We start from the raw sequence: 26402 nt of genomic DNA, 5'->3' as shown, positions 1-26402 counted from the left end.
TTATTCAAGTGACCATATTAGTCAATGGTCACGATGACCGTGTTTAAGGTGCCAGACTACGCAATATGAGGTTGGACAGTTGAGTTGCCGCTTCAGCAGCGTTGTCCAGGTTGTGCTGTAGGAAAAGGGGATTGATGTAAGGGCGCATGCACAGGTAGATGGCATTGGCCGCTTCATCCAGAGGGGTTTTACGTTCGAATTCTTGAGCTTTCCTACCATCGCTAACAAGCTGTGTGACTCGCATTTTGAGCTGTTCTTCATATGCAGCGATGGACGGCCAAGACTCGCTGGCGGATGTTGCGGCGATGTCATAGAGCTTGCGGTCATGGAAGAATAGGTCGGTACCTGCTGCCACCAACGCCTTGAACATGCGGCGTAGACGCTCAGAAGCGGAGGGGGCATCAGTTGTCGCTGCATCCACGGCGGCCATGATAGCGTTCAGACGGTTGGTACAGATCACCTCGCCAATCGCCTGCTTGGAGTCAAAAAATTTGTAGATGTAGGCTTTGGAAAAACCAATTGCTTTCGCTAGATCCGACACCGTCGTTTTCTTGTAGCCATAGCGTCCAAAATACTCGGTGGCAGCTTCGATAATCTGATCCCTGATATCGTGATCAGAAGGCCCTCGAAGCTGGGGGGCTGTCGTGTGTGTGTTAGTCATCTTTTCAGGTTACCTTGAGGATCTTGGATTGACAATTGGTGACTGTTTGGTGATATGGTCACAATATCATCTTGTCCAAGGATCACCATGTCTACCCATCGTTCCTTTATTCTTTTGCTATGTACCGGTGTCATAGCCGGTTGTGCAGTAGGACCCGATTATCGCAGACCCGCTATGCCTCTTCCTAAACATTACATTGGGCAAGGCATGGTCGTGCCAGAAAAAAATGTTTCCGAGAGTGAACTGGCGACATGGTGGCAATCGTTTGATGACCCGCTGCTAGCGCGCTTCGTCTCGTTGGCTCTGGAAAAGAATTTGTCCTTGGCACAGGCGGTTGCTCGCGTTACCCAAGCGCGCGCCTTGCTGGGCTCCGCCAATGCGGCGCTGCTTCCTTCGGGTGCCATCAGTGGTTCCACTGGTCGTGCTCATCAGTCGATAGAAACGCCCTTGGGTCAAGTGCTGGACTCCACGCCGGGATATAACCGATGGGGCAATGCCTATGAGGCAGATCTGAGCGCGAATTGGGAAATAGACCTGTTTGGTGGATTGCGGCGTAGCCGAGAGGCGGCGGTTGCAGATTACCAGTCCTCACAAGCAGGAGCGGTCGCCGTGAGATTGGCTGTGGCAGCGCAGACCGCCGATATCTTTATCACCATTCGTGAGCAACAGACCCGCCTCGATATTGCGAGACGGCAGGTCACTATCCAGCGAGATCTGCTAGGGAAGGTCCAGCTTCTTTATAACCGCGGGCTGGTGGCTGATTATCAAGTGCAGCAGGCTCAAGACGCCTTGGCTCAGGCTCAAGCAACTGTGCCGGTTCTCCAAATGGCGCTGGATGAGGCGATGAATGCATTGGATGTGATGCTGGCGGCCCCGCCCGGAACGTACCGAGCACAGTTAGAGTCTATTGCGCCTATTCCTGTGATACCGCAGATCACGCAGATGGGATCGCCAGCAGAACTGCTTCAACGGCGTCCTGACATCATAGTGGCTGAGCGTCGGTTGGTCGCCACGAATGCTCGGATCGGTGAGGCGATTGCCGAGTACTATCCAACGTTTTCGTTGAGCGGTTTATTGGGAAGCGCCACTGCCATTTCCAGTGGCAATCTGTTTTCCAGTGGTGCGAGCCAGGCCTCAGGTCTGCTGGGGTTGCGATGGCGTCTTTTCGATTTCGGCCGCATTAATGCGCAGATCGACCTAGCCAGGGGGCAGGATGCTGAGGCGTTAGCCGCCTACCGGCAAGTTGTCTTGAAGGCAACCGAAGATGTCGAAAACGCGTTTTCGGCATTATCGAACCGTAACGTTCAGGTGTCGGCACTGAGGCAAGGAGAGGCAGCGCTTTCGCGAGCTCAAGCCTCTTCATTGGCAGCGTATCAGCGAGGTACTGCAAGCCTGATCGATGTGTTACACGCAGATGAATCCTGCCTACGTGCGTCCGATGCCAGCGTGCAGGCGCAGGCTGCTTCGGCTCGTGCAGCAGTGGCGTTATTCAAATCGCTTGGTGGTGGGTGGCAGCCAAAAAGCGCTGAAATGATAAGTGTTGAGTGATTCTTCAACGATATGGGGCGGGGTATATGCGGGGTTATTTGCCCTTGCTTTTGAAGCAGTGGTATCGCTTAACATCCAGTAAAAAAATGCCATCCGCTTGGGATGGCATTTTCGTATAGCGTGCAATGGGGCTAATTAGCTGACCGATGCGGCGAGCCCTGCCACTCGTTTGAAAGCGCTTTTCAGATCGTCGGCAGTGACCTTGAAGGGCATATGTCCCATATCGTGAGAGGTGAGGGCGGCGGCAATGATGGTATCGAGTTCTTCCGGTGTCAGTGTCGGTTCGATTTCATCAAGCGTCAGCGGTACCGAGCAGTCGCGTGCGATATGGATGGCTTCGATGATTTCATCATCGCTGCGGCCTTCGAGTGCTAGCAGACACAGGTTGCCGAAACCAACCAGCAGACCGTGGCCGAAGTGGCGGGTCTTGTCGCAGGCCGTAAAGCCCGCATAGATGCCGTGAGCTGCGCAGGCATGTGCGCCACTGGCCATGATGGAGGTCAGGCCGGCAAAGGTAAAGATGGCGTCCAGCACCTGTTCGAGTGCGGGCGTATTGCGCTGTTCGCGTACGCCTGCACAGGCTTCGCCGCCGTACAGGCGAATCATGTCGTAGCAAATGCGGCTGCTGGCGACCGATGATGCCGCAATGGCCGTCGCTTCTTCGCTTTTGCCCAGCGCACGGAATTCATACCATTTGGCCAGCGTGTCGCCTAGGCCAGCGGCCAGCCAGCGCAGCGGTGCCGTTGCTAGCAACTGGCTGTCGATAATGACGGCATCCGGTGCTTTCGGCAGGTTGTAGAGGTCGAGAAACAATCCTTCTTCGGTATAGGTGACCGTCAGCGGTGTGATGGCCGCACAGGTCGCAGCGATAGTCGGGATGGTGATCAGCGGCAACCCTGCTTCTGCGGCCGTTGCCTTGACGGTGTCGAGGGCCTTGCCCCCGCCAACACCGATCAGAACATCAGCATCCTGCGTTTCAGCCAGCGCTTTGAGGCGGTCGATCTGCGTACGTGTGCTGTCGCCGCCAAACCATTCATCGCCGACCAGTGTGATGCCGTGTTCAGCCAGTTGTGCTTCGAGTTTTTCACGAACGGCAGCGCGTGCGCGGTGCCCGCCGATCACCAGGGCGCGACGACCCAGCGTGCGGCAGATTTTGCCTACAGAGTCGAGTGCGCTGGGGCCACGGATGATGGTCGCGGGAATAATCAGGGTTTGCGTGTTCATGATGTCCTCTTATGGTTCTTCATATCGAAACGCGCGATGCATATCGCTTTCGGGCATGCTCGCAGTGCGAGCATCAAAAGCGTCTCGTGTGGCCACCGACCATTGTCATTGTAGTGCGTCGGTGCCGTTCGTTGACGATCAGCCAGCACGGGGTTCATTCACCATACCCTGACTGGGGCAGAAGAGGGAAGTCGCGCTCATGAATGAATCGAGTCGCGCTTTCATGGTGCACAGATTGGGTTCAGTTTTGGTCGATGCGTTCGTTGAGCTCGAATGGTCCGCCTTCCGTATTGGCTTGGCGTGGCAGCTTGAGGTGTAGGGCGCTCATGGTCAGTAGGTGGGCACTGACCGGAGTGGTGATGACGGTGAACAGTGTGATCAGTAGCTCCTGACCCAGCGGCGATCCCAAATGCAGCCAGAAGAACAGCATTGAGGCCAGTACAGCGCTGCCGGTGCCGACCGTCGAGCACATGGCGGCACCGTGGATACGGACATAGAAGTCGTTGAAGCGCACCATGCCGAACGAGCCGATCGTGGCTGTGATGCCGCCGATGACGACCAGCATGCCCACCAGTGTTTCGATCAAGGGCGTCCAGTGCATAGCGATTTCCTCGGATAAGAAAGCATCATTCGATGATGAACCCGCGCAGTACGTATTTGCAGATCGCGGCGGTGCTGATGAAACCGAACATTGCCAGCAGGATGGCGACGTCCATGTACAGGCGCGTCTGCAGTGCGATGCACAGCAGTATGATCAGCCCGATAGCATTGATAGACAGCGTGTCGAGGGCGGCAATGCGGTCAGGTAGGCTGGGGCCGATCAATACTCGGTACCCGTTCAGCAGACATGCCAGCAGATAGAAGGCTGCGCCGATCCAAAGGCAGACATTGAGAAACAGCGTGGTGTGCGTCAGCATCCAAAGATCTCCTTCAGCGGACGTTCGTAGCGTTCATACAGGGCTTGGATGAATGCTTCGCGATCATCACCGATGTTGAGCGCGTGGATCAACAGCGTGTTGTCATGCAGACGCAGGTGCGCAGACAGCGTGCCCGGCGATAGGGAAATCGTGCTGGTCAGCAGGGTGATCGGAAACGGTTCCTGCATGGCTAGCGGATAGATAATGAAGCCCGGACGCGGTTCGTGGCGCAGTGACAGGATGGCTTTGGCGACCTGAATGTTCGAGACCAGAATGTCCCACGCGACCATCAGCATGTAGGCCACGAGCTTGAACGGCTTGTGGATGTGCGGCTGCGGCACCCAGAAGGTGTCGACCAGCTTGGGAATCATGATCGCTAGCACCAGCGCGACGATCACGTGAGGCAGTGTCAGTTCGTTGAGCAGTATCCAGCACCAGAAGGACAGTGTTGAAATGAACGGGTGCGATAGCAGCCAGCGCAGCATGCGTTTCATCAGGAACTCTCCTCGTGCGCCAAGTTGATGTCCTGTCCCAGTACCGCATGAGCATAGGACGACGCGTCCAGCAATTGACCGGCCATGCGCAGATCGAAGCGACTCAGTGGTCCAGCAAAGCATGAAATTAGTACGGTCGTACTGATCAGTCCCCACAGCGCCATGCCGCGGCGCTTGCCGAGCAACCCACCGCGTGGCTTACCAATGGTCGCCGTTTTCCAGAACAGAGTGGTACCTGCGCGCGAAGCACTGATGAGGCCCGCCAGCGTCGATAGCAACACGATGCTCCACAGCCAGGGTGCTTCATGGGCCGGTGCCGTGGACAGAATCCAACCTTTCGCCAGTGCGCCCGACAGTGGTGGCATGCCCAGAATACCCAGCGCTGCCAGCATATAGGCGGCACTGAGCAAGCGTGGTTGGCGCACCATACGGCTTTCGACAAAGCGGGTGCCCGCTCGCCCGCGCTGCTGGCCGACGACTTCGGCCAGCATGAACAGTGCCGCCGTGAGGAACGTCGTGTGTGGCACATAGAACAGTAGTGCGGCAATGCTGTCTTCTTTCCCCATCCCTTGAGTGGCCACCAGTGTACCGACCGAAATCAGCGTGAAGTTGCAGATCTGGTGGTTGAGGTTGCGTGCCGCCATGACCCCCATGATGCCCATTACTACCGTGCCTAGCCCCAACCACCACAGCCACGGCTGGATGAAGTTGGCCAGTGCGTCGTGGGGCGGCATGTGGAAGATCAGTCCGTAGACGCGCAGGATGGCGTAGATGCCGACCTTGGTCATGATGGCGAACAGTGCTGCCACGCTACCCGGTGCGGCGGCGTAGGCGCGGGTCAGCCAGAAGTGCAGCGGCAGAATGGCCGCTTTTAACAGGAACACGACCAGCAGCACCAGCCCCGCTGATTCCACCAGCGCCATGCGGTGCGGTCCAAGCTGGTTAATGCGTACGGCCAAGTCGGCCATGTTCAGCGAGCCCAGCGTGCCGTACAGGGTGCCTACCGCCACAAGGAAGAAGGTAGAGGCGGCGACGTTCAGTACCACATAGTGCATGGCGGCCAGCGTGCGTTTGCGGCCTCCGGCATGCAGCAGCAGGGCATAGGACGATATCAGCAGAATCTCGAAGAACACGAACAGGTTGAAGATATCACCGGTCAGAAAGGCGCCGTTGATACCCAGCAGCTGGAATTGCAGCAGGGCATGGAAGTTGCTGCCGTGAGAGTCCTGTCCCGCACAGGCATAACCGTAGACCGCCGTGGCCAGCAGTACCGTGATGGTCAGCATGTAAGCCGCTAGCCGGTCGAGCACCAGTACGATGCCGTAGGGGGCCTGCCAGTTACCGAGTGAGTAAGTGCGGATCGTGTCGTCATCGCTTAGCCACAGCATGTACAGCACCACGATAAGCTGGAGCAGAATCGACAGCCCTGACAGCAGCCGGTTGCGGCGGCGGTAGCGAATGTCGCTGAACAGCAGCAGCGCCCCGGTGAACAGCGGGATCAGGATGGGAAGAATGAGCAGGTGCTGGCTCATGAATGTTCCTCCCAACGGGCATCAATATCGCGCAGTGTTTGGCGGGCCTTGCGTTCACCCTGTCTGCGGCCGTTGACGTGGTCGCTGCCCAAATCGCCGCGAGCACGGATTGCTAAAATGATGACGAAGGCCGTCATGGCAAAGCCGATAACGATAGCGGTCAGTACCAGTGACTGGGGAATTGGGTCGACCATCACTCGGCCATCGCCGACGATAGAACTGGCCTGGCGGGAAAGGCGTCCCATAGCGAACAGGAACAGGTTGCCTGCATAGGAAAACAGCGTCAGCCCGAGCACCACAGGAAAGGTACGTCCCCGCAACAGCAGAAACAGTCCACTGGCGGCCATTAGCCCCACCATGCCTGAAAATAGAACTTCCATGGTCAACGACCCTCCTTGTAGCGGCGCGCACGACGCAGACGACGCGTCATATGAGAAGGGCTATGCGGTGTCGCCACCTTGCCCAGCAGGGTAAGAATCATCATGGTGGCCCCGATGACGGTGAAGAAGACCCCCAGATCGAACAGCATGGCCGACGCCAGTTCAACATCGCCCAGAATGGGCAGCGTCCAATGGCCGTACGTGCTGGTAAGGAAAGGGTAGCCCAACAGCATGCTGCCTACGCCGGTACCTAGCGAGATCAGAATGCCGGTTGCGATGACGTGCTGATAGTCGATGCGCAGTCGTCGTGTTGTCCACTCCACGCCCCGAGCCATGTAAAGCAGGATCAGTGCCGCCGAGGCGATCAGACCGGCAATGAACCCCCCACCAGGCATCTGGTGGCCACGTAGCAGCATGTACAGCGACATTAGCAGCGCCAGTGGCAGCAGCATCTGCGATGCCGCCCCCAGAATGGTCGGGTAGTACTCGGGTGACCACGGACGGTTCTCGGCACTGGTCGAAGGGATAAAGAGCTTGAGGCGGTTCAGTAGCTTGAACACCCCCAGCGATGTGATGCCCAGCACGGTGATTTCGCCCATCGTATCGAATGCACGGAAGTCGACCAACAGCACGTTGACAACGTTATGGCCGCCGCCCAACGGTACGCTGTTGTTGTTGTAGAAGTGGGCAATGGTTTCGTACGGTTCGGTCAGTACGGCCAGACACAGGCTAGCGATGACCACTCCCAGTAGCCCTGACAGCACGGCATCACGCAGCAGACGCGGCCCCGATGATGTTTTGGGGGTGCGCTGTGGCAGGAAGAACAGTGCCAGCATCATCAGAATGATCGACGCCACCGAGACCACCAGCTGCGTCAGGGCCAGATCGGCAGCCGAGAAGCAGATAAAGGTCAGGATAATGGTCAGCTCGACCACAGACAGGCAGATCAGCGCGATCAGGCGGCGGCGCTGGAAATAGACGGTGGCTACCACGCCGCCCGCCATGACCAGTGCCCCGACCGCGATCAGCGGTGAAATGGGCGTCAACGGCAAGCCGCCCAGCAGTGACGACATCCGTAGCAGTCCCGTCGACGCAAAGGCCAGCACCATCATCAGCATTAGGAACATGTAGCGCTGCAGAGAGTTGTTGCTGATCGCTTCCTGCAACTTGCCACAGCTCATGATCGTGACCTTGACCGCGCTGTCGAAGACAATATTAGCGTTGGAAATCAGGAAGTCGCGGCGGAAACTGCTGATGCTGCTGCGGATCGTGTAGATCAGCGCGCCCAGCACAATAGCGCCCATACTCATCAGCAGCGGGAACGAGAAACCGTGCCATGGAGACAGATCCTGCCCTTTCAGTACGTCCGGCGCCACGACCATCATCGCCTTGTCGAGCAGCGGACCGACCAGCGTTGCTGGCATGATGCCGACGCCGAGGCAGAGCACCGTCATCACTTCAAGTGGCAGGCGCATAAAGCGTGGTGCTTCATGCGGTTTTTTCGGCAGCCAGCGGGGGTAGCCGCGATAGAACACATCTAGCACCAGTCGCAGCGAATAGGCCACCGACAGCGCTGAGCCGAAGGTCGCCAGCGCGGGGATCATCCACGACAGTGCGCCAAAGCTGTGAATCTGCAAACTTTCGGTCAGGAACATTTCTTTCGACAGAAAGCCGTTGAAGAGCGGAACACCCGCCATTGAGGCGGCAGCAACCGTTGCTAGTACTGCGGTATACGGCATGAAGCGGAACAGCCCACGCAGCTTACGGGTATCGCGCGTGCCGCACTCGTGATCGACGATCCCGACGGCCATGAACAGTGCGGCCTTAAAAATCGCATGGTTGATGACGTGGAATACGGCGGCCAACATGGCCAGCTTGGTGTCGATCCCGATCAGGAAGGTGATCAACCCGAGGTGGCTGATAGTGGAGTAAGCGAGCAGCGCCTTGAGGTCGTACTGCACCATTGCCAGATAGGCGCCATAGAACATCGTCACCAGCCCCACAATGGTGATGACATAGCTCCACATTGGCGTTTCACCCATGACCGGGAACATGCGGATCATCAGGAAGATGCCCGCCTTGACCATGGTGGCCGAATGCAGATAGGCGCTTACGGGGGTTGGGGCGGCCATCGCATGTGGCAGCCAGAACTGGAACGGAAACTGGGCGGACTTGGTGAAGGCCGCGAGTAGCAGCAGCGTCAGAATGACGGGGTAGAGCGATGATTCGCGCAGCGCATCGCCACAGTGCAGTACGATGCTCAGATCAAAGCTGCCGACCACACGTTTGATCAGTAGAACGCATGCCAGCAGGCACAGTCCCCCGGCACCGGTGACCGTCAATGCCATACGTGCACCCTTGCGTGCCAGCGGCTCGTGCGTCCAGAACCCGATCAGCAGGAAGGACGCGATACTGGTCATCTCCCAGAAGCACCACAGCAATAACAGGTTGTCTGCCATCACAACCCCTAGCATAGAGGCCATGAACAGCATCAGGCTGCAGTAGAAGCGCTGGGGGGAGTCCTGCAAGGACAGGTAATAGCGCGCATACAGGATGACCAGTAGCCCGATGCCCAGAATCAGCAGCGCGAACAACAGCGACAGTCCATCCAGACGCAGGGCGAGCGACAGCCCCAGCGCGGGGAACCAATCGACACTGACACGCGGGATCTGTTGATGGAAGGTTTCGATACCCAACAGTAGCAACAGCACCAGCGCTATGGCAGGGCAGATCGCCGTCATCAAGGCACAGAATCCGCGGCCACGGTCACGGCAGCACAGCGGAACGATGCTTCCCAGCAAGGGCAACAGTAGTATCAGTGGTAGAACCATGGCAGTGGAATGCTCTGTGGGTATGAAAGATCAGGCGCCAACCATCAGGATAGCCGACCAGCGCACATCCACCGATATCGTACTAACCAACGAGGGCATTGGGTCATCATCAGGATGAAAGTGCCGCGTGAGGTAAGTGCCCTGTCACTCTGAGGCGACCTGACTAAAAGGTATCACCCCACCAGACAGGCCGCCACTATGACGAAAGGTTGTTGAAAGGTAGCGCTAATCTGCCCAGTAGCGGTCGCCGGTAAAGGTGATGGTCAGCCAGCGGCCAGGGGTGTCCTCACCCAGTCTGTCGGCAATTTCGTAGCGCAGTTGATCGAAAGTGTCGATGGTGTCGATGGGGTAGTCGAGCGGTACCAACACGTTGATTTCGATGAATAGCGCGCGCCCGCTTTTCTGGATATACGAGGTGTAACCGCTCAGGCCGTGCTCGGCGACGAAAGCGCTCATGGCCGCCTGCACCTGCTCGTCACGTTCGCGCGGAACGATTTCTAGAATGTCGTGCAGCGCAGGCTTGAGCATCTTGAAGCAGCCCGGAATCAGGAACAGGGCCGCGGCCATCAGAATGATCGGGTCAAGGTAAGGCGTGATCCAGCCCAAGCGCGTATTCGACAGCGCCCACGCCCCGACGAAGCTGATCAGCAGTCCCAGCGATAGGATCGCGTCCATCAGCCAGCTGGCGGTGTCGTAGCGCACCATCAGTGAGCCGATCCGCTGTCCCCAATGGCGCAGATAGAAGAAGTAGCTCAACTCAACCAGTGCGCATACCGCGGCATAGACGGCTGCAATGCCGAAGTCGATGGTATGGCCGCCGCTCATCACGCCAACGATGCCGCTGGTCATCGCGTAAATAGCCAATACCAGCAGAAAGCCGCTTTCCACCAGCAAGGCGATGGGTTCGAGGTGCCAGTAGCCGTACTGGAAGCGGGGGCTGCCTTCGCGCGGAATCAGGCGAGCGGTGATAAACATCAGCATCTTGATGGCGGCGGCAACGGCAGAGAACAGGCCGTCGAACAGGATCGATTGAGAGGCCGCCGCAATCCCGAAGACAGTGTCGATGAGTGCTACCAGCGCCATCACGATGGTGGACTGCTTGAGCAGGCGAAGTTCTATCGGGTTTTGGGGATTCATGGGGACGTCTTCAGTAACGTTGAGCGAGCAGGTTTGAGTCAGTGAATGAAAATGAAAGCGTGAAGGTAAAAAAGAGAGTGAGGCCTGTTCGGTATAACGGCACAGACCTCGACAGGAATCAGTAGAGGCGAGACAGCAATGCCACGACGGCCGTTTCGACGCGCAAGATGCGCGGGCCGATGTGCACGGGTGCCAGACCCGCCGCGGTCAGCTGTTCCACTTCGTAGGGAATGAAACCGCCTTCGGGGCCAATGGCCAGTACGGTGGGCTGTGACAGTGGCAGTCCACGCGGGCATTCCCGTTCGGTATGCGGGTGTGCGATTAGCCCTTGCTTGCCTTCCAGCAGTGCCGGCAGGCGATCTTCAACGAACGGTTTGAACAGCGGTTCCAACTGAATGTCCGGCCAGCGTGTATCGCGTGTCTGCTCAAGCCCTAGCCACAGATGCTGGTCAATCTTCTCGCGCGCCAGTTCTGGCGACTGCCAGTAGCTCTTTTCGACGCGGCGGGTGTTCAGCAGTGTGACCTGTTTGACGCCTAGTGCGGTGATGTTTTCCAGTGTGCGGGCCAGCATGCGCGGACGCGGCAGCGCCAGAATCAGGTGCAGTGGCAGAGCGGGCGGCGGTGGCGTGTCGAGGGTCAGTTCGAAGCGCGCTTCGGTGCTATTGAGCGCCGTCAGTGTGCCGCGCCCCATGTCGCCGTTCAGTACGCCCATGTTGAAGCCGTCACCAACGCTGGCGCGGTGCACCTCGTGCAGGTGGCGCAGGCGGCGCTGATCGGTGATGCGAACGTCGAGCGGCTGAGCATTAGAAAGCGAAGAGGGCGTCGCATGGGACGTCACGATATCGGAAGGCGCTACGAGAATCAGGTTCATGTCCTGTCTTCCAGACAGAGAGGTGGAGCCGAGTCGGGCGAAAAGAAGCCCTGTGCTTAAGCAGAGCATACCAGAGTTACCGCCGCGATGAGTCACTTGCACGCCCAGTGCGCTATTGCCGGTACGCATATCCGAGTGCTGGAAGGCGTTATCATCGGCGCTCGGACACGTCATAATGAGCCACATTGCTGTCGGCTGTCCGTAGTCGATGGTCATTTTGCCGCTATCAAGGAGTCACCGTATGAGCACACTGTTCACTCGCATCATCAATCGCGAGATTCCGGCAGATATCGTTTATGAAGACGATCAGGCCATCGCGTTCAACGACATTGATCCGCAGGCCCCGATGCATGTGCTGATTGTGCCGAAGAAAGAGATTCCCACTATCAACGATATCAGCGAAGAAGACGAAGCGCTGGTCGGGCACCTCTATCGCATTGCTGCACAGCTCGCACACGAGAAGGGTATTGCGGAAGATGGCTATCGTGTTGTGATGAACTGCAACGAATACGGTGGCCAGAGCGTCTACCATATCCACCTGCACATGATGGGTGGCCGTCGCATGGGGTGGCCTGCGGGTTGAGTCATCGCTGCACGATCGCTGATGTCATGTGAGTGAAGCAGCGTGGTTATGCGACGCTGGGTGACGGATAACGCAGTGCCCCATGTATAAACGTGTACGTTAGGCTTCATGCTGTCGTCAACGTCAGAGTCGTTAGCGTCAGAAAAAAAGAAGCGCCCGGGCGAATGCAACGCTCGGGCGCTTCTTTTTTTCTCAATACCTAAAGCTAATTTTATCTCAATACCTAAAGCTCGCTACGCATGAGCTGTTGTTCGTGCGTCACGGGCTGGCGGTGAGGATCATTCTTCGGCGATGAACAGTGCCCATGTCGCCATGAACAGCGCTGCGATCAGTGGGCCTATTACAAAGCCGTTGATGCCGAACAGCGACATCCCGCCGATGGTGGCCGTCAGCACTACATAGTCGGGCATCTTGGTGTCCTTGCCGACCAGCGGTGGGCGTAGCAGGTTATCCACCAGCCCGATAACCACCACCCCAACGAAGGACAGAATGGCCGCTTTGAGGAAAGCGCCAGTAGCAAGAAAGTAAATGACGACCGGAATCCACACCAGCGCGGCCCCGATGGCCGGCAGCAGGGACAGAAACGACATCATGACCCCCCACAGCAGTGCCGCTTCCACACCCAGCCCCCACAGGGTGACGCCACCAATGCAGCCTTGAATGATGGCGATGATGACGTTGCCTTTGACCGTGGCGCGCACAACGGCGGCGAACTTGTCGAGCAGCTGCGTCTTATGGTGATGGCTGAGCGGAATAGCGCGCAGCAGCAGCGCCGTAAGCTGCGGGCCGTCACGGAAAAAGAAGAACATCAGATAGATCATGATGCCCAGGCTGGTCACGAACTGGACGGTGTTCTGTCCGATGCTGAGCAGCTGGGTGGCCACGTACTGGCTGCCCTGCATCGCACCGGCTGAAAACTTGTCGCGCAGTTCATTGAAGTTACCGATACCCGTGCGCTCCAGCCAGCTGTCCAGCGACGGTGGCAGCGAATTCTGGAGCTGGCTGATATAGCTGCCCAGATTGATATCGCCATTGCGGATACGCTGGTAGAGGCTGGCTCCTTCTTGCACCATTGACGTGATGATCAGCGTGCCAGGAATGATGACCATGACAAAGCAGATCAACAGCGTGGCCATTGCAGCCAGATTGCGGCGACCGTTGAAGCGTCGCACCAGCCACTGCTGAAGCGGGTTGAACACGAGGGCCAGCGTTGCCGCCCAGAAGATGGCACCGAAATAGGGAAGTAGTATCCAGCAGAAGGCAATGGTCACCATTGCCAACAGCAGTAGGAAGCATCGTCGGTGCAGGGCAGAATTCATATCCACTCCTGTTGAGTATGTCCGGAAAAGCGCGAAGGCACCGCATGAAGGGCTTCGCCACTGGCGAAATAGCATAGTGCGCTTTAGCGCGTGATGCATGAACGGGCACCGCATCATGGCGCATGATGAGATACAATGCCTGTATGATATGAACAATGGAAGGCCAAGGCCTGCTGATGCCAACGTGCAGAAGAGGCGGGCATGCTCTGCGCAGGCTGGTGTCGAGATAAGACCTGCCTGTAGACTTCCACCTCAGGATTCACGTCGTGAGTGTGAGTTTCATTCTATAAAGACACATGACGTCATATGGCCGTGGGTACACCGGCAGACCTGATGCTGTCGATGGCATAGAGCTTACCGGTCAATGATACGGTATTCAGACGGAAATCGGACGTAAGGACACGAAAAAGATGGGGCAGCGCACCTTTCGTACAGTGGCGTGGCTGGCAGGCGTCGTTTCGGTAGCCAGCGTAGGGACGCTGGTCAATGCCGAAGATCTCGCCAGCCTTCCCGCCGATCAGCTTGACTGGGTGGCATGGGGCAGCGATCGCCCGGCAGGAGAAGTCTGTCAGGGGCACTATGTCATGCCCGATTACCTGCTGGCGCCGGCGGCTGAAGCAGGGCACGTGCGTGGACAATCCGACACGGCGACCTACGGCAGTGAAGGGCAGACCGAGCTGAACGGTCGCGTCATTCTGCGTCAGGGCGAACAGCAGTTACAGGCATCGCAGGCGACGCTGGCCAACGACCGCAGCAAGGTCGACCTGCAGGGACCGATCACCTACCGTCAGCCGGGCGTGCTAGTGCGCGGCGATCAAGGGGAATTCGGCCTTAACAATCAGGCCGCCGACGTCCAGCGCGCCTACTTCGTTTTCCATCAGGCGCGTCTGCGCGGGAATGCTCAGCGCCTCGAACGTCTCAACGATGGTCAATACCGAATTCTGAGCGGCTCTTTCACGACCTGTGAACCGCAGAGTCGCTTGTGGACGCTCAACGGTCATAACGTCGTCATCAACCGTGCAGCGGGTTACGGCACCGCGACGCATTCCACGCTGCGCTTCTACGATGTTCCTGTCTTTTACTGGCCGTGGGTGCGCTTCCCGATCGACGATCGTCGCTTGACCGGGATGCTCTATCCCTCAGTGGGCTATAGCAACAGCAACGGCTTTGATTACCTTCAGCCCATCTATCTCAACCTGGCGCCTAACTACGATGCCACGCTGTATCCGCGCTACATGGCGCGCCGTGGTCTAGTGATGGGCGGTCAGTTCCGCTACCTGTTCGATACCGATCGCGGCACGATTGAGGGCAACTACCTCAACAGTGACAAGGGCGGCTCGCGCGACGACAGCAACTATGACCTGCTGCGTCAGAAGAAACGCTGGTACATCAACTTCCAGCATGACGGTTCGTTCAACGCGCGCACGACTTATCAGCTGCGCTACGGGGCCGCCAGCGATGGCAACTACTTCGAAGATTTCGGCTCCACGTTCGCTGAGCAAAACACTGACAACCTCGAACGTCGTGCCCAGATCGACTATCAGGGCGATGTATGGCACCTGCAGGCCCGTGCTCGTGGCTATCAGGTCATGGACTTCCCTGTGAAGGACAGCGACAAGCCTTTCTACGAACTGCCGTCCCTGTCAGCCAATGCCTCGTGGCAGCAAAGCAGCGGCACTTATGCCGAGTGGAACAGCAACGTTACCAACTTCACCCGCGATGTGCGCTGGAACGATACCGCTATCAAGGATACCGAGGCGGTGACTGGGGCGCGCCTCAATCTTGCCCCCGCCATTGGCTACCGTCGCGCACCTTCCTGGGGCTTCTTCGAGCCGCGTGCGCAGATGTACCTGACTCAGTATCAGCTTGACTGGAAGCGAGCCAACAATCGCGATTGGGACAAGAACCCCGGCCGTGCCGTACCGGTGCTCAGCGTTGATTCTGGGCTGGTCTTCGAACGCCCGACGCATCTGTTTGGCAGTGACTGGCGCCAGACACTGGAACCGCGTCTGTACTATGCCTACGTGCCGCATCGTAATCAGGACAACCTGCCGACCTTCGATACTGACTATCTGTCACCGTCGTGGTCGCAGCTGTGGACGCCGTTCCGCTTTAACGGCATTGACCGTATCGGCGACGTCAACAAACTGTCTTACGGTGTCAGCTCACGCTTCCTTGAGGATGCGACGGGGCGTGAACGATTTGCCGCTTCCATTGGTCAAAGTCGCTACTTCGAAGACCGAAAAGTCACCGATAATGATCCTAGCAAGCACTTCGATGACCAGAAAAGCGATTACTGGTACATGAACCATCGCAAGAATTCGCCTGCGATCGGTCAGTTGACCTGGAATATTAATGATCGTTACCGCGTTCGTTATGCCAACTTCTTCGACACTGAACGTGGCCACACCGAACGCAACGAAGTGTATCTGCATTACCAGCATCCGGCCGGTCGTATCTTCAACCTTGGCTATCGCTGGCAGGTGAAGGACTTCGACCCGTCAGGTGATTTGGAAGACCGCCTCGGCTACAACCGTGAAGAGTACGATACGTCCTTCGCGCTTAAGGTGAACGGCCCGTTCTCGGTTGTCGGACGCTACTTGTTCGATCACACCAATGATCGCTCGCTCGAAACGCTGGCGGGTGTCCAGTACAACGACTGCTGTTATGCGGTTGAAGTGGCATGGCGTGTCTATCGCGATGACAATGACACCACCAACCGTATTGATGATGATGAACTCAAACGAGGCATCTTCCTGCGTTTCATGCTGAAAGGGCTAGGCGGACTCGGCAACAAGCCTGAAACCTACTATCAGCAGGCCATCGAAGGCTACGATCCGGTACTTTTCCAGTAAGTGCCCGCTTGCCGAGCCCCGCATGATGGCGAGGTTCGGCAGCACTACCTAACGAACGGACACACGAGGCGCTATGCCTCTGACAGACCGCAAGGGTTCATATGATGAAGAAAGGCCATGACATGGAAGGTATCGCGCAGCGTTCCAAAGGTAAGCGACTGCTGGCATCTTTGGGGATGGCCTGTCTGCTTGGCAGTGCCACTGCGGTAAATGCCGCTCCGGCTGAACCGGTCGATGGCATCGCGGCTATCGTCAATCAGGATGTCATCATGCGCAGCGATCTGGACAAGCGCGTTCGCCAGGTGGCAACCCAGCTTCAACAGCGCGGCATCGCTCAACCTGCACCAGAAGCGCTGCGTCAGCAGGTGCTCGACCGTCTGATTCTGGAAGACATCCAGCTGCAGATGGCCACCCGCGCGCATCTGAGCGTTTCCGATGAACAGTTCAACAATGCGCTGCAGGGCATTGCCGCCAACAATCACACGACCGTTAACCAGTTCATCGATTCACTGGAACGGCAGGGATACCACTTCTCCGATGTGCGCGAACAGATTCGCCGTGAAATGCTGCTGAGCATGGTGCAGCAGGGCAGCGTCGCGGGTCAGGTGCGAGTCACAGACCAAGAGATTGATCAGTATCTGGCGCGCATGGCAACGGCGCAGAACGTTGAATATCATCTGGCCCACATCCTTGTGCCGCTGCCGGAAAATCCGAACGCCGAACAAGTGGCGGCCGCCCAGCAACGCATTGAGCAGTTGCGCCGTGCGATTGCCGATGGCGAGGACTTCCAGACCGCAGCAGCTGCCGGTTCGTCCGGTAACGATGCCTTCTCTGGAGGGGATCTGGGCTGGCGTCGTCGTGACGACATGCCGACCATCTTCGCCAACGCGGTACCGAACATGACCGTCGGCGAAGTCAGTGCACCGATTCGCAGCGGCAGCGGTTTCCACCTGGTCAAGCTGGTGGATCGACGTGGCCGCGACGTTCAGCGCCATATCGTGCAGCAGTACAAGGCGCGCCATATCTTGATTGCGCCGAACCCGATCCGTTCGCAGCAGGAAGCCCTGCAGCTGGCCTCGTCCATCAAACAGCGCATCCTAAGCGGTGAAGATTTCGCCACGCTGGCTAAGGCCAACAGTGACGATCACGGTACCGCACTGAGCGGCGGCGAGCTGGGCTGGGTCGATGCCGACGATATGGTGCCGAGCTTTGCGCAGGTGCTGAAGACCGCGCCAGAAGGCAAGTTGATGGGGCCTGTACAGTCTCCGTTCGGCTGGCATCTGATCGAGGTCGAAGGACGCCGCACTCAGGACGTCACGGTACAGTTCGAACGTGAACAGGCGCGTCGTGCCATCTTCCAGCGCAAGGCTGAAGAAGATCTCGACGGCTGGTTGCAGGAACTGAAGGCCGGGGCATACATCGACAACCGCCTTTACCCGCAAGACAGCAATGGCGTCAGTGCCCCAGCTCCTCAGCCTGCTGAACAGCAGTAAGGCGTAGCGTTATGGTGCGCATGTTAGGCGCTGCTGTCCAAGGGCGACAGTGGTAACATGGCGTTCCCATTCCAAGTGCAGCGGCACCCCTTGTGGGTGCCGTTGTGGTTTCACGACAACCGTTTTGTTGATGGGCGCGCAGAGTGTGGCGTGCCCTAGCAGAGCGTCATGCGCCGCGGGTAGCGGCAGAGCAAGGTTTTATTATGAGTTCATCATCATGGCTGCCGACGGGCGGTCACCGCGCCCGCAAGCGTTTCGGTCAGAACTTCCTGCGTGATACCGGCATCATTTCACGCATCGTGTCCTCCATCCGCCCGCGTGACGGCGATCGCTTGGTCGAGATTGGTCCCGGGCAGGGGGCTATTACCGAGATGCTGCTGGATGCGACTGGCGATCTTGATGCCATCGAGTTGGACCGCGACCTGATCACTGGTCTGCGCACCCAGTTCTTTGCTTATCCGGGATTCCGTCTGCACAACGCTGATGCTCTGAAGTTCGACTTCCATGCGCTGCGTGGAGAAGGCGAGCCGCTGCGCGTGGTAGGTAACCTGCCCTATAACATTTCGACGCCGCTGATCTTCCACCTGCTGGCGTCACGCGGTGCGATCAAGGACATGCACTTCATGCTGCAGAAGGAAGTGGTGCAGCGCCTGGCCGCCACTCCGGGCAGCAATTCGTGGGGACGCCTGTCGGTCATGACGCAGTATTTCTGCCATGTCGACGAACTGTTCCTCGTGCCGCCGGAAGCGTTCGTGCCGCGGCCGAAAGTGGATTCGGCCATTGTGCGTCTGATTCCGCACGACACACTGCCTCATCCTGCCGATGATTACGAAACGTTCGAGTCCACTGTGCGGCAGGGGTTTTCGCAGCGACGCAAGACACTGCGCAATAACCTGAAAGGCACGTTGTCCGCCGATGACATCATCGCCCTAGGCATCGACCCTGCGAAGCGTCCAGAAGTGCTTACGCTCGAAGAGTGGGTCACGATGGCCAACCACGTGTTCCGCTCAGCGCCAGTTGCTGACGCCAAGTAAGGCCGCCAAGCGTAGCCGATCCCGTGTTTCGCGCATGCGCGGCATGACAGAAGGAGACAGCATGACGGAATCTCGACGGACTATCGTGATCGGTGACCTGCATGGTTGCCGGGCTACGTTCGAGCGACTGCTTGATGCCGTCGCCTTCGATGCGGCGCACGATACACTATGGCTGGTGGGCGATCTCATCAATCGTGGGCCGGACTCAATGGGGTGTCTGCGTATGGCGCGCCAGCTAAAAGCGCGCGTGGTGCTCGGCAATCACGACCTTAATCTGCTGGCCGTGAGTCAGGGTGTGGCTCAGCCGCGCAAGGGTGACACGCTGGACGCTATCCTTGAGGCGCCTGATCGTGATGAATGGATCGACTGGCTGCGACATCAGTCACTACTGGTCGATGGCCTCATCGCAGGCACGCGCACGGTGATGACCCATGCGGGGCTTCCACCACAATGGACGCTTGAACAGGCGCGCAGCCATGCACGCGACGTTGAACGTGTACTGCAGAGCGATGACTGGGCGACGTTCATGTCGCATATGTACGGCAATGTGCCCGCTCGCTTCGATGAATCACTGACGGGGTGGGACAGGCTGCGTGCGATTACCAATACGCTGACACGGATGCGTTTCATCACCGCAGATGGCACACTGGATTTTAAAGCGAAGGCATCGGCACAGAATGCACCGGCTGGGCTAGCACCATGGTTTGCCTATCCTCGCCGTGATGATCTGCGGATCGTCTTCGGGCACTGGGCCGCGTTGCAAGGACATGCCGACGGTGCCGCCATTGACGTCATTGCAACGGACAGTGGCTGCGTGTGGGGCAATGCGCTGGCTGCCGTTGTGCTTGAGACGGGGCAGCGTGTGGAAGTGCCCTCGGAACTTCGCTGAACCACCGTTAGAGTTTTCCATTCACTACCGGTCGCCAGACCATTATTGATGGAGATGCTCCCATGACATGGAAGACCTTGAGCCGCGAGGCCCTCATCGATGCACTGGCACAGCAGCCGTCTTCCATTCGGCTGCTGGATATCCGTCCTCGTGAGCAGTTCGACCGCCGTCATATCCCCGGCAGTCAGCACTATGACTGTATACGGTTGCGGCGCTTTGCCGAACAGACCGCGCACGATACACCGATTGTACTGGTGTGCCGCCGAGGACGAACCAGTCGGCACGCCGCCATGTGGCTGGACCAGCTGGGATTTACAGCCGTCTACAGCTTGGAAGACGGCATTGAGGGGATGCAGCAGCACGTCCCTGACGAGCTGGTAGCAACAGAAAAAGAGAGTTGAAGATGATCGACAAGCCGACGCAAGGGTTGGACGTATACTTGGTAGGTGGTGCCGTGCGCGATCAGCTACTGGGGCACCCATGGCATGAGCGTGACTGGGTCGTCGTCGGAGCAACGCCGGAAGACATGCTGTCACGCGGATTCCGCAACGTCGGTAAGGACTTCCCCGTCTTCCTGCATCCGGAAACGCATGAAGAGCATGCTCTGGCGCGCACCGAGCGCAAATCGGGGCACGGCTATACCGGCTTTTCCGTCCACGCGGCACCAGACGTGACGCTGGAAGATGATCTCAAGCGCCGCGACCTGACCATCAATGCCATCGCGCAGACCCCCGCTGGGCAGCTTGTCGATCCTTATGGCGGTAAGCGTGACCTCGATGCACGTCAGCTTCGCCACGTCAGTGACGCCTTCGCTGAAGACCCGCTGCGTGTGCTACGCACTGCGCGTTTTCTCGCGCGCTATCACCAGTACGGCTTTTCGGTAGCCCTTGAAACGGAAGCGCTCATCTGTGAGATGGTACGCAGCGGCGAGCTGAATCACCTCGTGGCTGAGCGAGTATGGAAGGAAACAGAGAAGGCTCTGGGCGAGCGCCACCCCGACGCCTACTTCGAACTGCTGGAACGTACCGGTGCACTGGACGTCGTCATGCCAGAGTTACCGGCGAGCGCGTTGGCAGTGGGAATAGCACGGCTGACGGCCTACCTTGCATCGTTGGACAATGCTGACGCCGAAGCTTGCCAAGGCCCTGCACAGTCGCAAGCGGTATGGGCGTTGCTGTTGAGTGCACTACCGGAAGATACGGTCGAGTCTCTGTGCCGAGGGCTGAAAACGCCGAATGAATACCGGTTGCTGGCGCGTCAGCTGACTGTGATCGTATCGCTGTGGCATACCCGTCCTCAGACGGCCGAACAGGTGCTTGCTGGCTTTGACCGTCTGGATGTCTGGCGGCATCCGGATCGCCTGACCGATATCCTGCCGCTGCTGCCCGTCTGTGGCATCGACGTCGATGGCAAGCAACTTCAGCAACTCGCGCAGGATGCCCGCGCAATTTCCCCTCAAGCGTTGATGGCCGAGGGCTATCAGGGGGCCGCATTGGGACAGGCCATAGCCGCTAAACGCCAACAGCTGGTTGAAGACGCGCTGAGCTGATCCCCACCCGGCATCGGCTCGGTGAGCGGTTCTTACTATCGTCCGTATCACGGTAGAAAGGCTTTGGGCACTGGCCCAATATGTCTGATGACATTGTTGCCTGTGTTTGTTGGCAAGGGGTGGTAAAGAGTGAACGGCAGGCGCCTATCGGCGTGCTTCCAGCATGCAATGAGAAGCGGCGGAAGCTCTGCAGGACTAACGATCGTTGGCGCTACCGTTCATCAGCCTTCTTCGGTGGGCGAGAGTGATAAGGTTTGGCCCTATTGTGGGACAAAGCACGTAGGCGTCGTGGGCATGCCTGTCTCGCCGGTGCATATTCTTCGGCAAACGAGGGTGATGAAGCTTAGCTGTGGCGGTGTGGCTATTGTGGGGCCAAAACACATAGGCGTCGCAGGCATGCCGGTCTCGCCGGTGCATATTTTTCGGTAAACGAGGGTGATGAAGCTTAGCTGTGGCGGTGTGGCTATTGTGGGGCCAAAGCACGTAGGCATAGTGGGCATGCCGGTCTTACAGGTGTATGTCGTCGTCCTCTGTGGCTGAACGGGTAGACAATATCCCGCTGCTATAGGGCTCATCACTTCTCAGTGGCGAATGGGGTGGCGTTTCTTGTCTATAGCGCCGGGAGTATCGGTCACTTTAGAGCCCATGCTAACTTCAGGGCCCAAGCAATGAGCTAGTCTGCATAGCGCACTGGCACATAGCTTGGCTTAAAGATGGCCCGTTCCGTCACCGATGACAGTGGGATCATTGCCCATAGTGCTGTACTGACAGGAAGTTCTTTGATGGTCTGAGTCGCCAAGATCAAGCGAACAACGGCTGCCGGCAATCATCCCGCTGGGTGAGTAAGCGCCGAATGCGGCAATACTGTCAGCGCAGGCAGATCGGTCTTGCGCTGCTCCCATAGTGCGCTGTACGACACTCTTTTGACGGGGTGTGTCGCGTCTGGGTAAAGCAGGGCGAGGGGGCACAGCACGTGTGCGAATCGCTCGATATCAGGGTGAGGCAGTATGGGATGTTGATCGCCTGAGGTCACTTCATCACCCCATAGCAGCAGGTCGATATCCAGCGTCTTGGGACTAAAACGCGGTTCGTCGGCCCGGCGGCCGCTCTGGCGTTCAATTCGCTTGCACAGTGCCTTAACTTCCTGAAATTCTTGGCCGGTTTCGACCCCTACCACCATATTGTAGAAGCGGCTTGTCGAGTCGTAGCCCACCGGGTCACTTTCAACGATAGGTGACAGTGCCAATGGCCCCAGCGCAGCACTGAGCGCATCAAGCGCCGTGCGAATATTGTGTTCGCGGTCAATATTGCTGCCGATACCCAGCACCGCAAGGGTCATGCAGATACCTCGCGCGCACGTTCGATCTTGATCCCCACGCTAGTCGCCTGTGGCACCGCGCCCGGTTTGCGCAGCGTCATTTTGACGTGGCGAATGTCGAACTGTGTCAGCAGTAGGGCACACATGCGTTCGGCATAGGTCTCGATGAGTTCGAAGCTGTGGGTGTGGCAGAACTCAAGCAGCGCCTCACTGATGGCGGCATAGTTGAGTGTGCCTTCCAGATCGTCATGCTGAGCGGCTTGGCGAATGTCCGTGCTCATTTCAAGATCCATCACTAAGCGCTGATGAATGCGCTTTTCCCACGCATACACGCCGACGACGGTTTCAAGCACGAGCCCTTCGATGAAGACGATGTCACGGGTTGGCATAGTGTCCAGACTCCTCTATGGCGTTCTGCTGGTGGTCCAGCAACAGGATCAGCGGCAGGCGGGCGCGGGAAGTTCGGCCAGCGGCCAGCGGGGGCGCAACGTCATCTGAGCATCGGGTTGCTGTCCGGCCAGCAGGCGCATCGCTCCTGCGTAAGCAATCATAGCGCCGTTATCGGTACAGAAGCGACCGCGAGGGTAGAACACTTCCGCGTCCTTGACATGACGCTGGAGCATGCCTTCGAGCTGGCTGCGCAGCTTGCGGTTGGCGCTGACGCCACCGGCCATGACCAATCGCGAGCGGCCAGTCTGCTGGAGTGCGCGGCGACACTTGATAGCCAATGTTTCGACGACGGCATCTTCGAAGGCACAGGCCACATCGGCGCGAGCCTGCTCATCCAGTGCGCCTTCGGCGTCCAGCGTACGCAGGGTCGTCAGCGTGTGCGTTTTCAATCCGGAGAAGCTGAAGTCGAGTCCAGGACGATCGGTCATCGGGCGCGGGAAGTTGAAGCGTGAGGCATTACCCTGTTCCGCCAGACGGGAAACTTCAGGGCCGCCTGGGTAGGGGAGGGATAGCATCTTCGCTACCTTGTCGAAGGCCTCGCCTGCGGCATCATCGACCGTTTCACCGAGCAGTGTGTAATCCCCTAAACCTCGCACGTCGATGAGTTGGCTGTGACCGCCAGAGACCAAGAGTGCGACAAAAGGGTACATCGGCGGGTGTTCTTCCAGCATGGGGGCCAGTAGGTGCCCTTCCATGTGGTGCACACCCAGTGCAGGAATGCCCAGCGCTTCCGCGAGGCCACATGCCGTCGAGGCACCCACCATGAGTGCGCCAATCAGTCCCGGTCCGGAGGTATACGCAATAGCGTCTATCGCTTTAAGGTCAGTATTCGACTCTTTAATAACTTGTTTTATAAGGGGAATTATCTTTCTTATGTGGTCGCGAGAGGCCAGCTCTGGTACGACGCCCCCGAATTCGGCATGCAGTGCAATCTGGCTATACAGTGCGTCTGCCACCAGCCCTTTGTCAGTGTCATATAGCGCAATGCCTGTTTCATCACAGGATGATTCTATCCCCAGTACACGCATGCCTTTTCCTGTCTGAAGTGATGTGTTCGGCCCATTTTATTCGTTTATGGGTTAGACGTCTCGCCATGTTTCGCGCAAAATGCACGGCTTCGGATCCCGCGTGGCACCATCGTGATGCCTCAGGTATGGTTTTGGTGCAAACAGCACGCACGGAGTTCTGACCGGGAAAGCAAACTCGACAAGCGCAGCGTTGCTTTTGCTCCATAACAACGAGGTAACTTGCCTGTGACTGACATGACAGTTCTACAAGAACTATCGACACGCTTAATGCACCTTTCTGATACAGCGTGGTTCTACGTAGGGATCCCCGTCCTGCTGCTGACTGGGATTTACTTCACGTGGATCGGGAAGGCCGCGCAGATTCGCATGATCCCTGAGATGTTCCGCGTGTTGAAGGACCGCGTAGGCGGCGACCACGAGGGACAGAAACCCATTTCTTCATTCAAGGCGTTCACCATTTCTGCTGCTTCCCGCGTGGGAACAGGGAATATCGTGGGCGTAGCGGCTGCGGTCGCTGTCGGCGGACCGGGCTCTGTCTTCTGGATGTGGGTTGTAGCTCTACTGGGGGGCGCATCCTCCTTTGTTGAATCGACGCTGGGCCAGCTCTACAAGTCTGATGAGCACTACCGTTATCACGGTGGTCCTGCGTACTACATCCGTAAGGGGCTGGGCCAGAACTGGCTGGCCATCCTGTTTGCCATCGTCATTAGCATCACCTACGGGCTTATCTTCAACGCCCTGCAGGCCAACTCCATTGCTGACTCGCTGTCCTCCACCTTTGAACTGACGGGTCAGACGCTGATCAACTTCAAGTACGGTACGGCGTGCGTGCTGGGTGTCATGACCGCGCTCATCATTTTCGGTGGCGTTCACAGCATCTCCAAGGTGTCCGTGACCGTCGTGCCGACGATGGCGCTGCTGTATCTGGCGATCGGTTTCCTGCTGGTCGGCATCAACGTCCACAAAGTACCGGGTATGTTCGTCAACATCATCACCTGCGCTTTCGGGCTGAAAGCGATGGTCGGTGGTGGCCTGGGGTCCGTCATCGTCATCGGCGTACGTCGTGGTCTGTTCACCAACGAAGCCGGTATGGGTTCCGTGCCGAACGCAGGTGCGACGGCTGCTATCTCTCACCCCGTCAAGCAAGGGCTGGTACAGACCCTCGGTGTCTACGTTGATACGCTGGTCGTGTGCACCATGACGGCATTCATCATCATGCTGAGCGATCCGTCCTACGGTCCGCAGAACGCTGACAAGGGGGCCGAGCTAACCCTGGGTGCATTGCAACTGGGATTGGGCTCTTGGGCACGCTACTTCCTGACCTTCGCCATTTTCCTGTTCGCGTTCACTTCCGTCGTGGGTAACTACTACTACGGTGAATCCAATATTCGCTACATGTTCCGTCACAAGTTCTGGCTGAGCCTGTTCCGTGTGCTGGTGGTCATCGCCGTCATGATCGGCAGTATCGCTAACGTGCAGATGATGTGGAGCCTTTCCGAAGTGGCAACGCTGATCATGGCGCTGACCAACTTGGCTGCGATCGTGTTCCTTGGCCGTATCGCGATGAAGCTTTTGCATCACTACAACGAGCAGCGCCGTCAGGGACTGGAACCGATCTTCCATCGTGACGATCTGCCTGAGATCAAGAACATCGAGTGCTGGGATGGCTCTGATGAAATCACTCAGCGCGAAACATGGGAACGTTTTGAAGAAGAAAAGCGTCAGCGACGCGCAGAAAAGGCCGCTAAAGGCCTGATCTAAGCCGCTTCCCTCTTGACAGAGCCGTTCAGTGGTTGCTGAACGGCTCTTTGCCTTCTATAATGCCTTGCTTCATTCAGGCCGTACTCTGTTCGTTCTTGACGTGATGGTCACTTCGGTGATGTCACGGGTGCGTTCGGTACGAATTTCCCGAAATCGACTTACCCTAAGGTGGTGATCGCTTAATGCCTTCCGTCAAAGTACGTGATAACGAGCCGTTCGACGTCGCACTGCGTCGCTTCAAACGTTCCTGCGAGAAAGGTGGTATTCTTTCTGAAGTACGCCGTCGTGAGTACTACGAAAAACCGACAGCAGTACGCAAACGTAAAGCCGCAGCGGCTGTAAAACGTCACGCTAAGAAAATGCAGCGTGAACGTAAACGTTTCGAACGTCTGTATTGATCCGTACCTCGAAGTGGTCGCCTGCCACTTCCAGAAGGATTGCAAACGGTCGCCAATAGGCGACCGTTTGTCTTCATAACGTCTGCATGGCCCTATTTCTGTTTCTGTGTGCGTTCCCGTTCCTGTGCAG

Annotated in this window: 24 protein-coding genes; 10 read left to right on the top strand and 14 right to left on the bottom strand. The window is 57.7% G+C overall.

All coding sequences use genetic code 11. The features are described 5' to 3' along the window. Positions 1 to 43: 43 nt before the first annotated feature. Complete coding sequence (locus tag ACMHYW_RS10455; protein WP_414499872.1) at positions 44 to 661, bottom strand: TetR/AcrR family transcriptional regulator; 618 nt, start codon at positions 659 to 661, stop codon at positions 44 to 46. Between the two features lie 87 nt (positions 662 to 748). On the opposite strand from ACMHYW_RS10455, the gene ACMHYW_RS10450 reads away from it, so the two are divergent. After that, entirely contained in the window at positions 749 to 2209 is a 1461-nt protein-coding gene (locus ACMHYW_RS10450) for an efflux transporter outer membrane subunit (protein WP_414499871.1), read from the top strand. Positions 2210 to 2344: 135 nt separating this feature from the next. On the opposite strand, the gene ACMHYW_RS10445 is transcribed toward ACMHYW_RS10450, so the two are convergent. The 9 genes from ACMHYW_RS10445 to ACMHYW_RS10405 all read right to left on the bottom strand — a co-directional run bounded on the left by ACMHYW_RS10445 (position 2345) and on the right by ACMHYW_RS10405 (position 11595). Beyond that, the gene (locus ACMHYW_RS10445; RefSeq protein ID WP_414499870.1) at positions 2345 to 3433 is read right to left on the bottom strand and encodes an iron-containing alcohol dehydrogenase family protein; all 1089 of its coding nucleotides are present in this window, start codon (positions 3431 to 3433) and stop codon (positions 2345 to 2347) included. Between the two features lie 241 nt (positions 3434 to 3674). Continuing rightward, entirely contained in the window at positions 3675 to 4034 is a 360-nt protein-coding gene (gene mnhG / locus ACMHYW_RS10440; RefSeq protein ID WP_414499869.1) for a monovalent cation/H(+) antiporter subunit G, read from the bottom strand. Positions 4035 to 4059: 25 nt separating this feature from the next. Beyond that, the gene (locus ACMHYW_RS10435) at positions 4060 to 4350 is read right to left on the bottom strand and encodes a monovalent cation/H+ antiporter complex subunit F (protein ID WP_038279174.1); all 291 of its coding nucleotides are present in this window, start codon (positions 4348 to 4350) and stop codon (positions 4060 to 4062) included. Further along, the gene (locus ACMHYW_RS10430; RefSeq protein WP_027705922.1) at positions 4344 to 4844 is read right to left on the bottom strand and encodes a Na+/H+ antiporter subunit E; all 501 of its coding nucleotides are present in this window, start codon (positions 4842 to 4844) and stop codon (positions 4344 to 4346) included. Before ACMHYW_RS10430 ends, ACMHYW_RS10435 begins: the two co-directional genes overlap by 7 nt. After that, positions 4844 to 6376 (bottom strand): monovalent cation/H+ antiporter subunit D, encoded by a 1533-nt coding sequence (locus ACMHYW_RS10425; protein WP_414499868.1) that lies wholly within the window; start codon positions 6374 to 6376, stop codon positions 4844 to 4846. The genes ACMHYW_RS10430 and ACMHYW_RS10425 overlap by 1 nt, the downstream gene beginning before the upstream one ends. Further along, positions 6373 to 6756: a Na+/H+ antiporter subunit C gene (locus ACMHYW_RS10420; RefSeq protein WP_051524126.1), complete on the bottom strand. Its 384-nt coding sequence runs from the start codon at positions 6754 to 6756 to the stop codon at positions 6373 to 6375. The genes ACMHYW_RS10425 and ACMHYW_RS10420 overlap by 4 nt, the downstream gene beginning before the upstream one ends. Before the next feature lie 2 nt (positions 6757 to 6758). Next, positions 6759 to 9587 (bottom strand): monovalent cation/H+ antiporter subunit A, encoded by a 2829-nt coding sequence (locus tag ACMHYW_RS10415; RefSeq protein ID WP_414499867.1) that lies wholly within the window; start codon positions 9585 to 9587, stop codon positions 6759 to 6761. A 225-nt stretch (positions 9588 to 9812) separates the two neighbouring features. Further along, on the bottom strand, positions 9813 to 10724 hold the full coding sequence (locus tag ACMHYW_RS10410) for a cation diffusion facilitator family transporter (RefSeq protein ID WP_414499866.1): 912 nt from the start codon (positions 10722 to 10724) through the stop codon (positions 9813 to 9815). Between the two features lie 118 nt (positions 10725 to 10842). Next, positions 10843 to 11595 carry a 16S rRNA (uracil(1498)-N(3))-methyltransferase gene (locus tag ACMHYW_RS10405; RefSeq protein WP_414499865.1) on the bottom strand — a complete coding sequence of 251 codons (753 nt, stop codon included), beginning with the start codon at positions 11593 to 11595 and terminating at the stop codon, positions 10843 to 10845. Positions 11596 to 11836: 241 nt separating this feature from the next. Here ACMHYW_RS10405 and ACMHYW_RS10400 point away from each other — a divergent pair, with 241 nt between their 5' ends. Then, a complete protein-coding gene (locus ACMHYW_RS10400) occupies positions 11837 to 12178 on the top strand; it encodes a histidine triad nucleotide-binding protein (RefSeq protein ID WP_027705925.1) in 342 nt (113 codons plus the stop codon). A gap of 278 nt (positions 12179 to 12456) precedes the next feature. Here ACMHYW_RS10400 and ACMHYW_RS10395 read toward each other — a convergent pair whose 3' ends face one another. Continuing rightward, positions 12457 to 13497 (bottom strand): AI-2E family transporter, encoded by a 1041-nt coding sequence (locus ACMHYW_RS10395; protein ID WP_027705926.1) that lies wholly within the window; start codon positions 13495 to 13497, stop codon positions 12457 to 12459. A gap of 410 nt (positions 13498 to 13907) precedes the next feature. Between ACMHYW_RS10395 and ACMHYW_RS10390 the strand changes: the two genes are divergently transcribed. The 6 genes from ACMHYW_RS10390 to ACMHYW_RS10365 all read left to right on the top strand — a co-directional run bounded on the left by ACMHYW_RS10390 (position 13908) and on the right by ACMHYW_RS10365 (position 21317). Then, positions 13908 to 16352 carry an LPS-assembly protein LptD gene (locus ACMHYW_RS10390; RefSeq protein ID WP_414499864.1) on the top strand — a complete coding sequence of 815 codons (2445 nt, stop codon included), beginning with the start codon at positions 13908 to 13910 and terminating at the stop codon, positions 16350 to 16352. A gap of 104 nt (positions 16353 to 16456) precedes the next feature. Next, a complete protein-coding gene (locus tag ACMHYW_RS10385) occupies positions 16457 to 17845 on the top strand; it encodes a peptidylprolyl isomerase (protein ID WP_414499863.1) in 1389 nt (462 codons plus the stop codon). 203 nt (positions 17846 to 18048) lie between these two features. Further along, positions 18049 to 18879, top strand: a complete 831-nt coding sequence (rsmA, locus tag ACMHYW_RS10380) for a 16S rRNA (adenine(1518)-N(6)/adenine(1519)-N(6))-dimethyltransferase RsmA (RefSeq protein WP_414499862.1) — start codon at positions 18049 to 18051, stop codon at positions 18877 to 18879. 61 nt (positions 18880 to 18940) lie between these two features. Continuing rightward, positions 18941 to 19768, top strand: a complete 828-nt coding sequence (locus ACMHYW_RS10375) for a symmetrical bis(5'-nucleosyl)-tetraphosphatase (RefSeq protein WP_414499861.1) — start codon at positions 18941 to 18943, stop codon at positions 19766 to 19768. Between the two features lie 62 nt (positions 19769 to 19830). Further along, entirely contained in the window at positions 19831 to 20169 is a 339-nt protein-coding gene (locus tag ACMHYW_RS10370) for a rhodanese-like domain-containing protein (RefSeq protein ID WP_414499860.1), read from the top strand. 2 nt (positions 20170 to 20171) lie between these two features. After that, entirely contained in the window at positions 20172 to 21317 is a 1146-nt protein-coding gene (locus ACMHYW_RS10365; RefSeq protein WP_414499859.1) for a polynucleotide adenylyltransferase, read from the top strand. Between the two features lie 826 nt (positions 21318 to 22143). Here the strand turns inward: ACMHYW_RS10365 and folK are convergent. The 3 genes from folK to tsaD are packed head-to-tail and all read right to left on the bottom strand — an operon-like array spanning position 22144 to position 24113. Continuing rightward, a complete protein-coding gene (gene folK / locus ACMHYW_RS10360; protein WP_414499858.1) occupies positions 22144 to 22656 on the bottom strand; it encodes a 2-amino-4-hydroxy-6-hydroxymethyldihydropteridine diphosphokinase in 513 nt (170 codons plus the stop codon). Further along, positions 22653 to 23024 (bottom strand): dihydroneopterin aldolase, encoded by a 372-nt coding sequence (folB, locus tag ACMHYW_RS10355; protein WP_414499857.1) that lies wholly within the window; start codon positions 23022 to 23024, stop codon positions 22653 to 22655. The genes folK and folB overlap by 4 nt, the downstream gene beginning before the upstream one ends. A 48-nt stretch (positions 23025 to 23072) precedes the next feature. Next, on the bottom strand, positions 23073 to 24113 hold the full coding sequence (gene tsaD, locus ACMHYW_RS10350) for a tRNA (adenosine(37)-N6)-threonylcarbamoyltransferase complex transferase subunit TsaD (RefSeq protein WP_414499856.1): 1041 nt from the start codon (positions 24111 to 24113) through the stop codon (positions 23073 to 23075). Between the two features lie 234 nt (positions 24114 to 24347). Here tsaD and ACMHYW_RS10345 point away from each other — a divergent pair, with 234 nt between their 5' ends. Continuing rightward, the gene (locus ACMHYW_RS10345) at positions 24348 to 25874 is read left to right on the top strand and encodes an alanine/glycine:cation symporter family protein (protein ID WP_414499855.1); all 1527 of its coding nucleotides are present in this window, start codon (positions 24348 to 24350) and stop codon (positions 25872 to 25874) included. A 182-nt stretch (positions 25875 to 26056) separates the two neighbouring features. Next, the gene (rpsU, locus tag ACMHYW_RS10340) at positions 26057 to 26272 is read left to right on the top strand and encodes a 30S ribosomal protein S21 (protein ID WP_027705935.1); all 216 of its coding nucleotides are present in this window, start codon (positions 26057 to 26059) and stop codon (positions 26270 to 26272) included. Positions 26273 to 26402 lie beyond the last annotated feature (130 nt).

Source organism: Zymobacter sp. IVIA_12111.31 C1 (assembly GCF_047495495.1).
Classification (GTDB): domain Bacteria; phylum Pseudomonadota; class Gammaproteobacteria; order Pseudomonadales; family Halomonadaceae; genus Zymobacter.
This window is presented reverse-complemented; position numbering and strand designations above follow the sequence as displayed.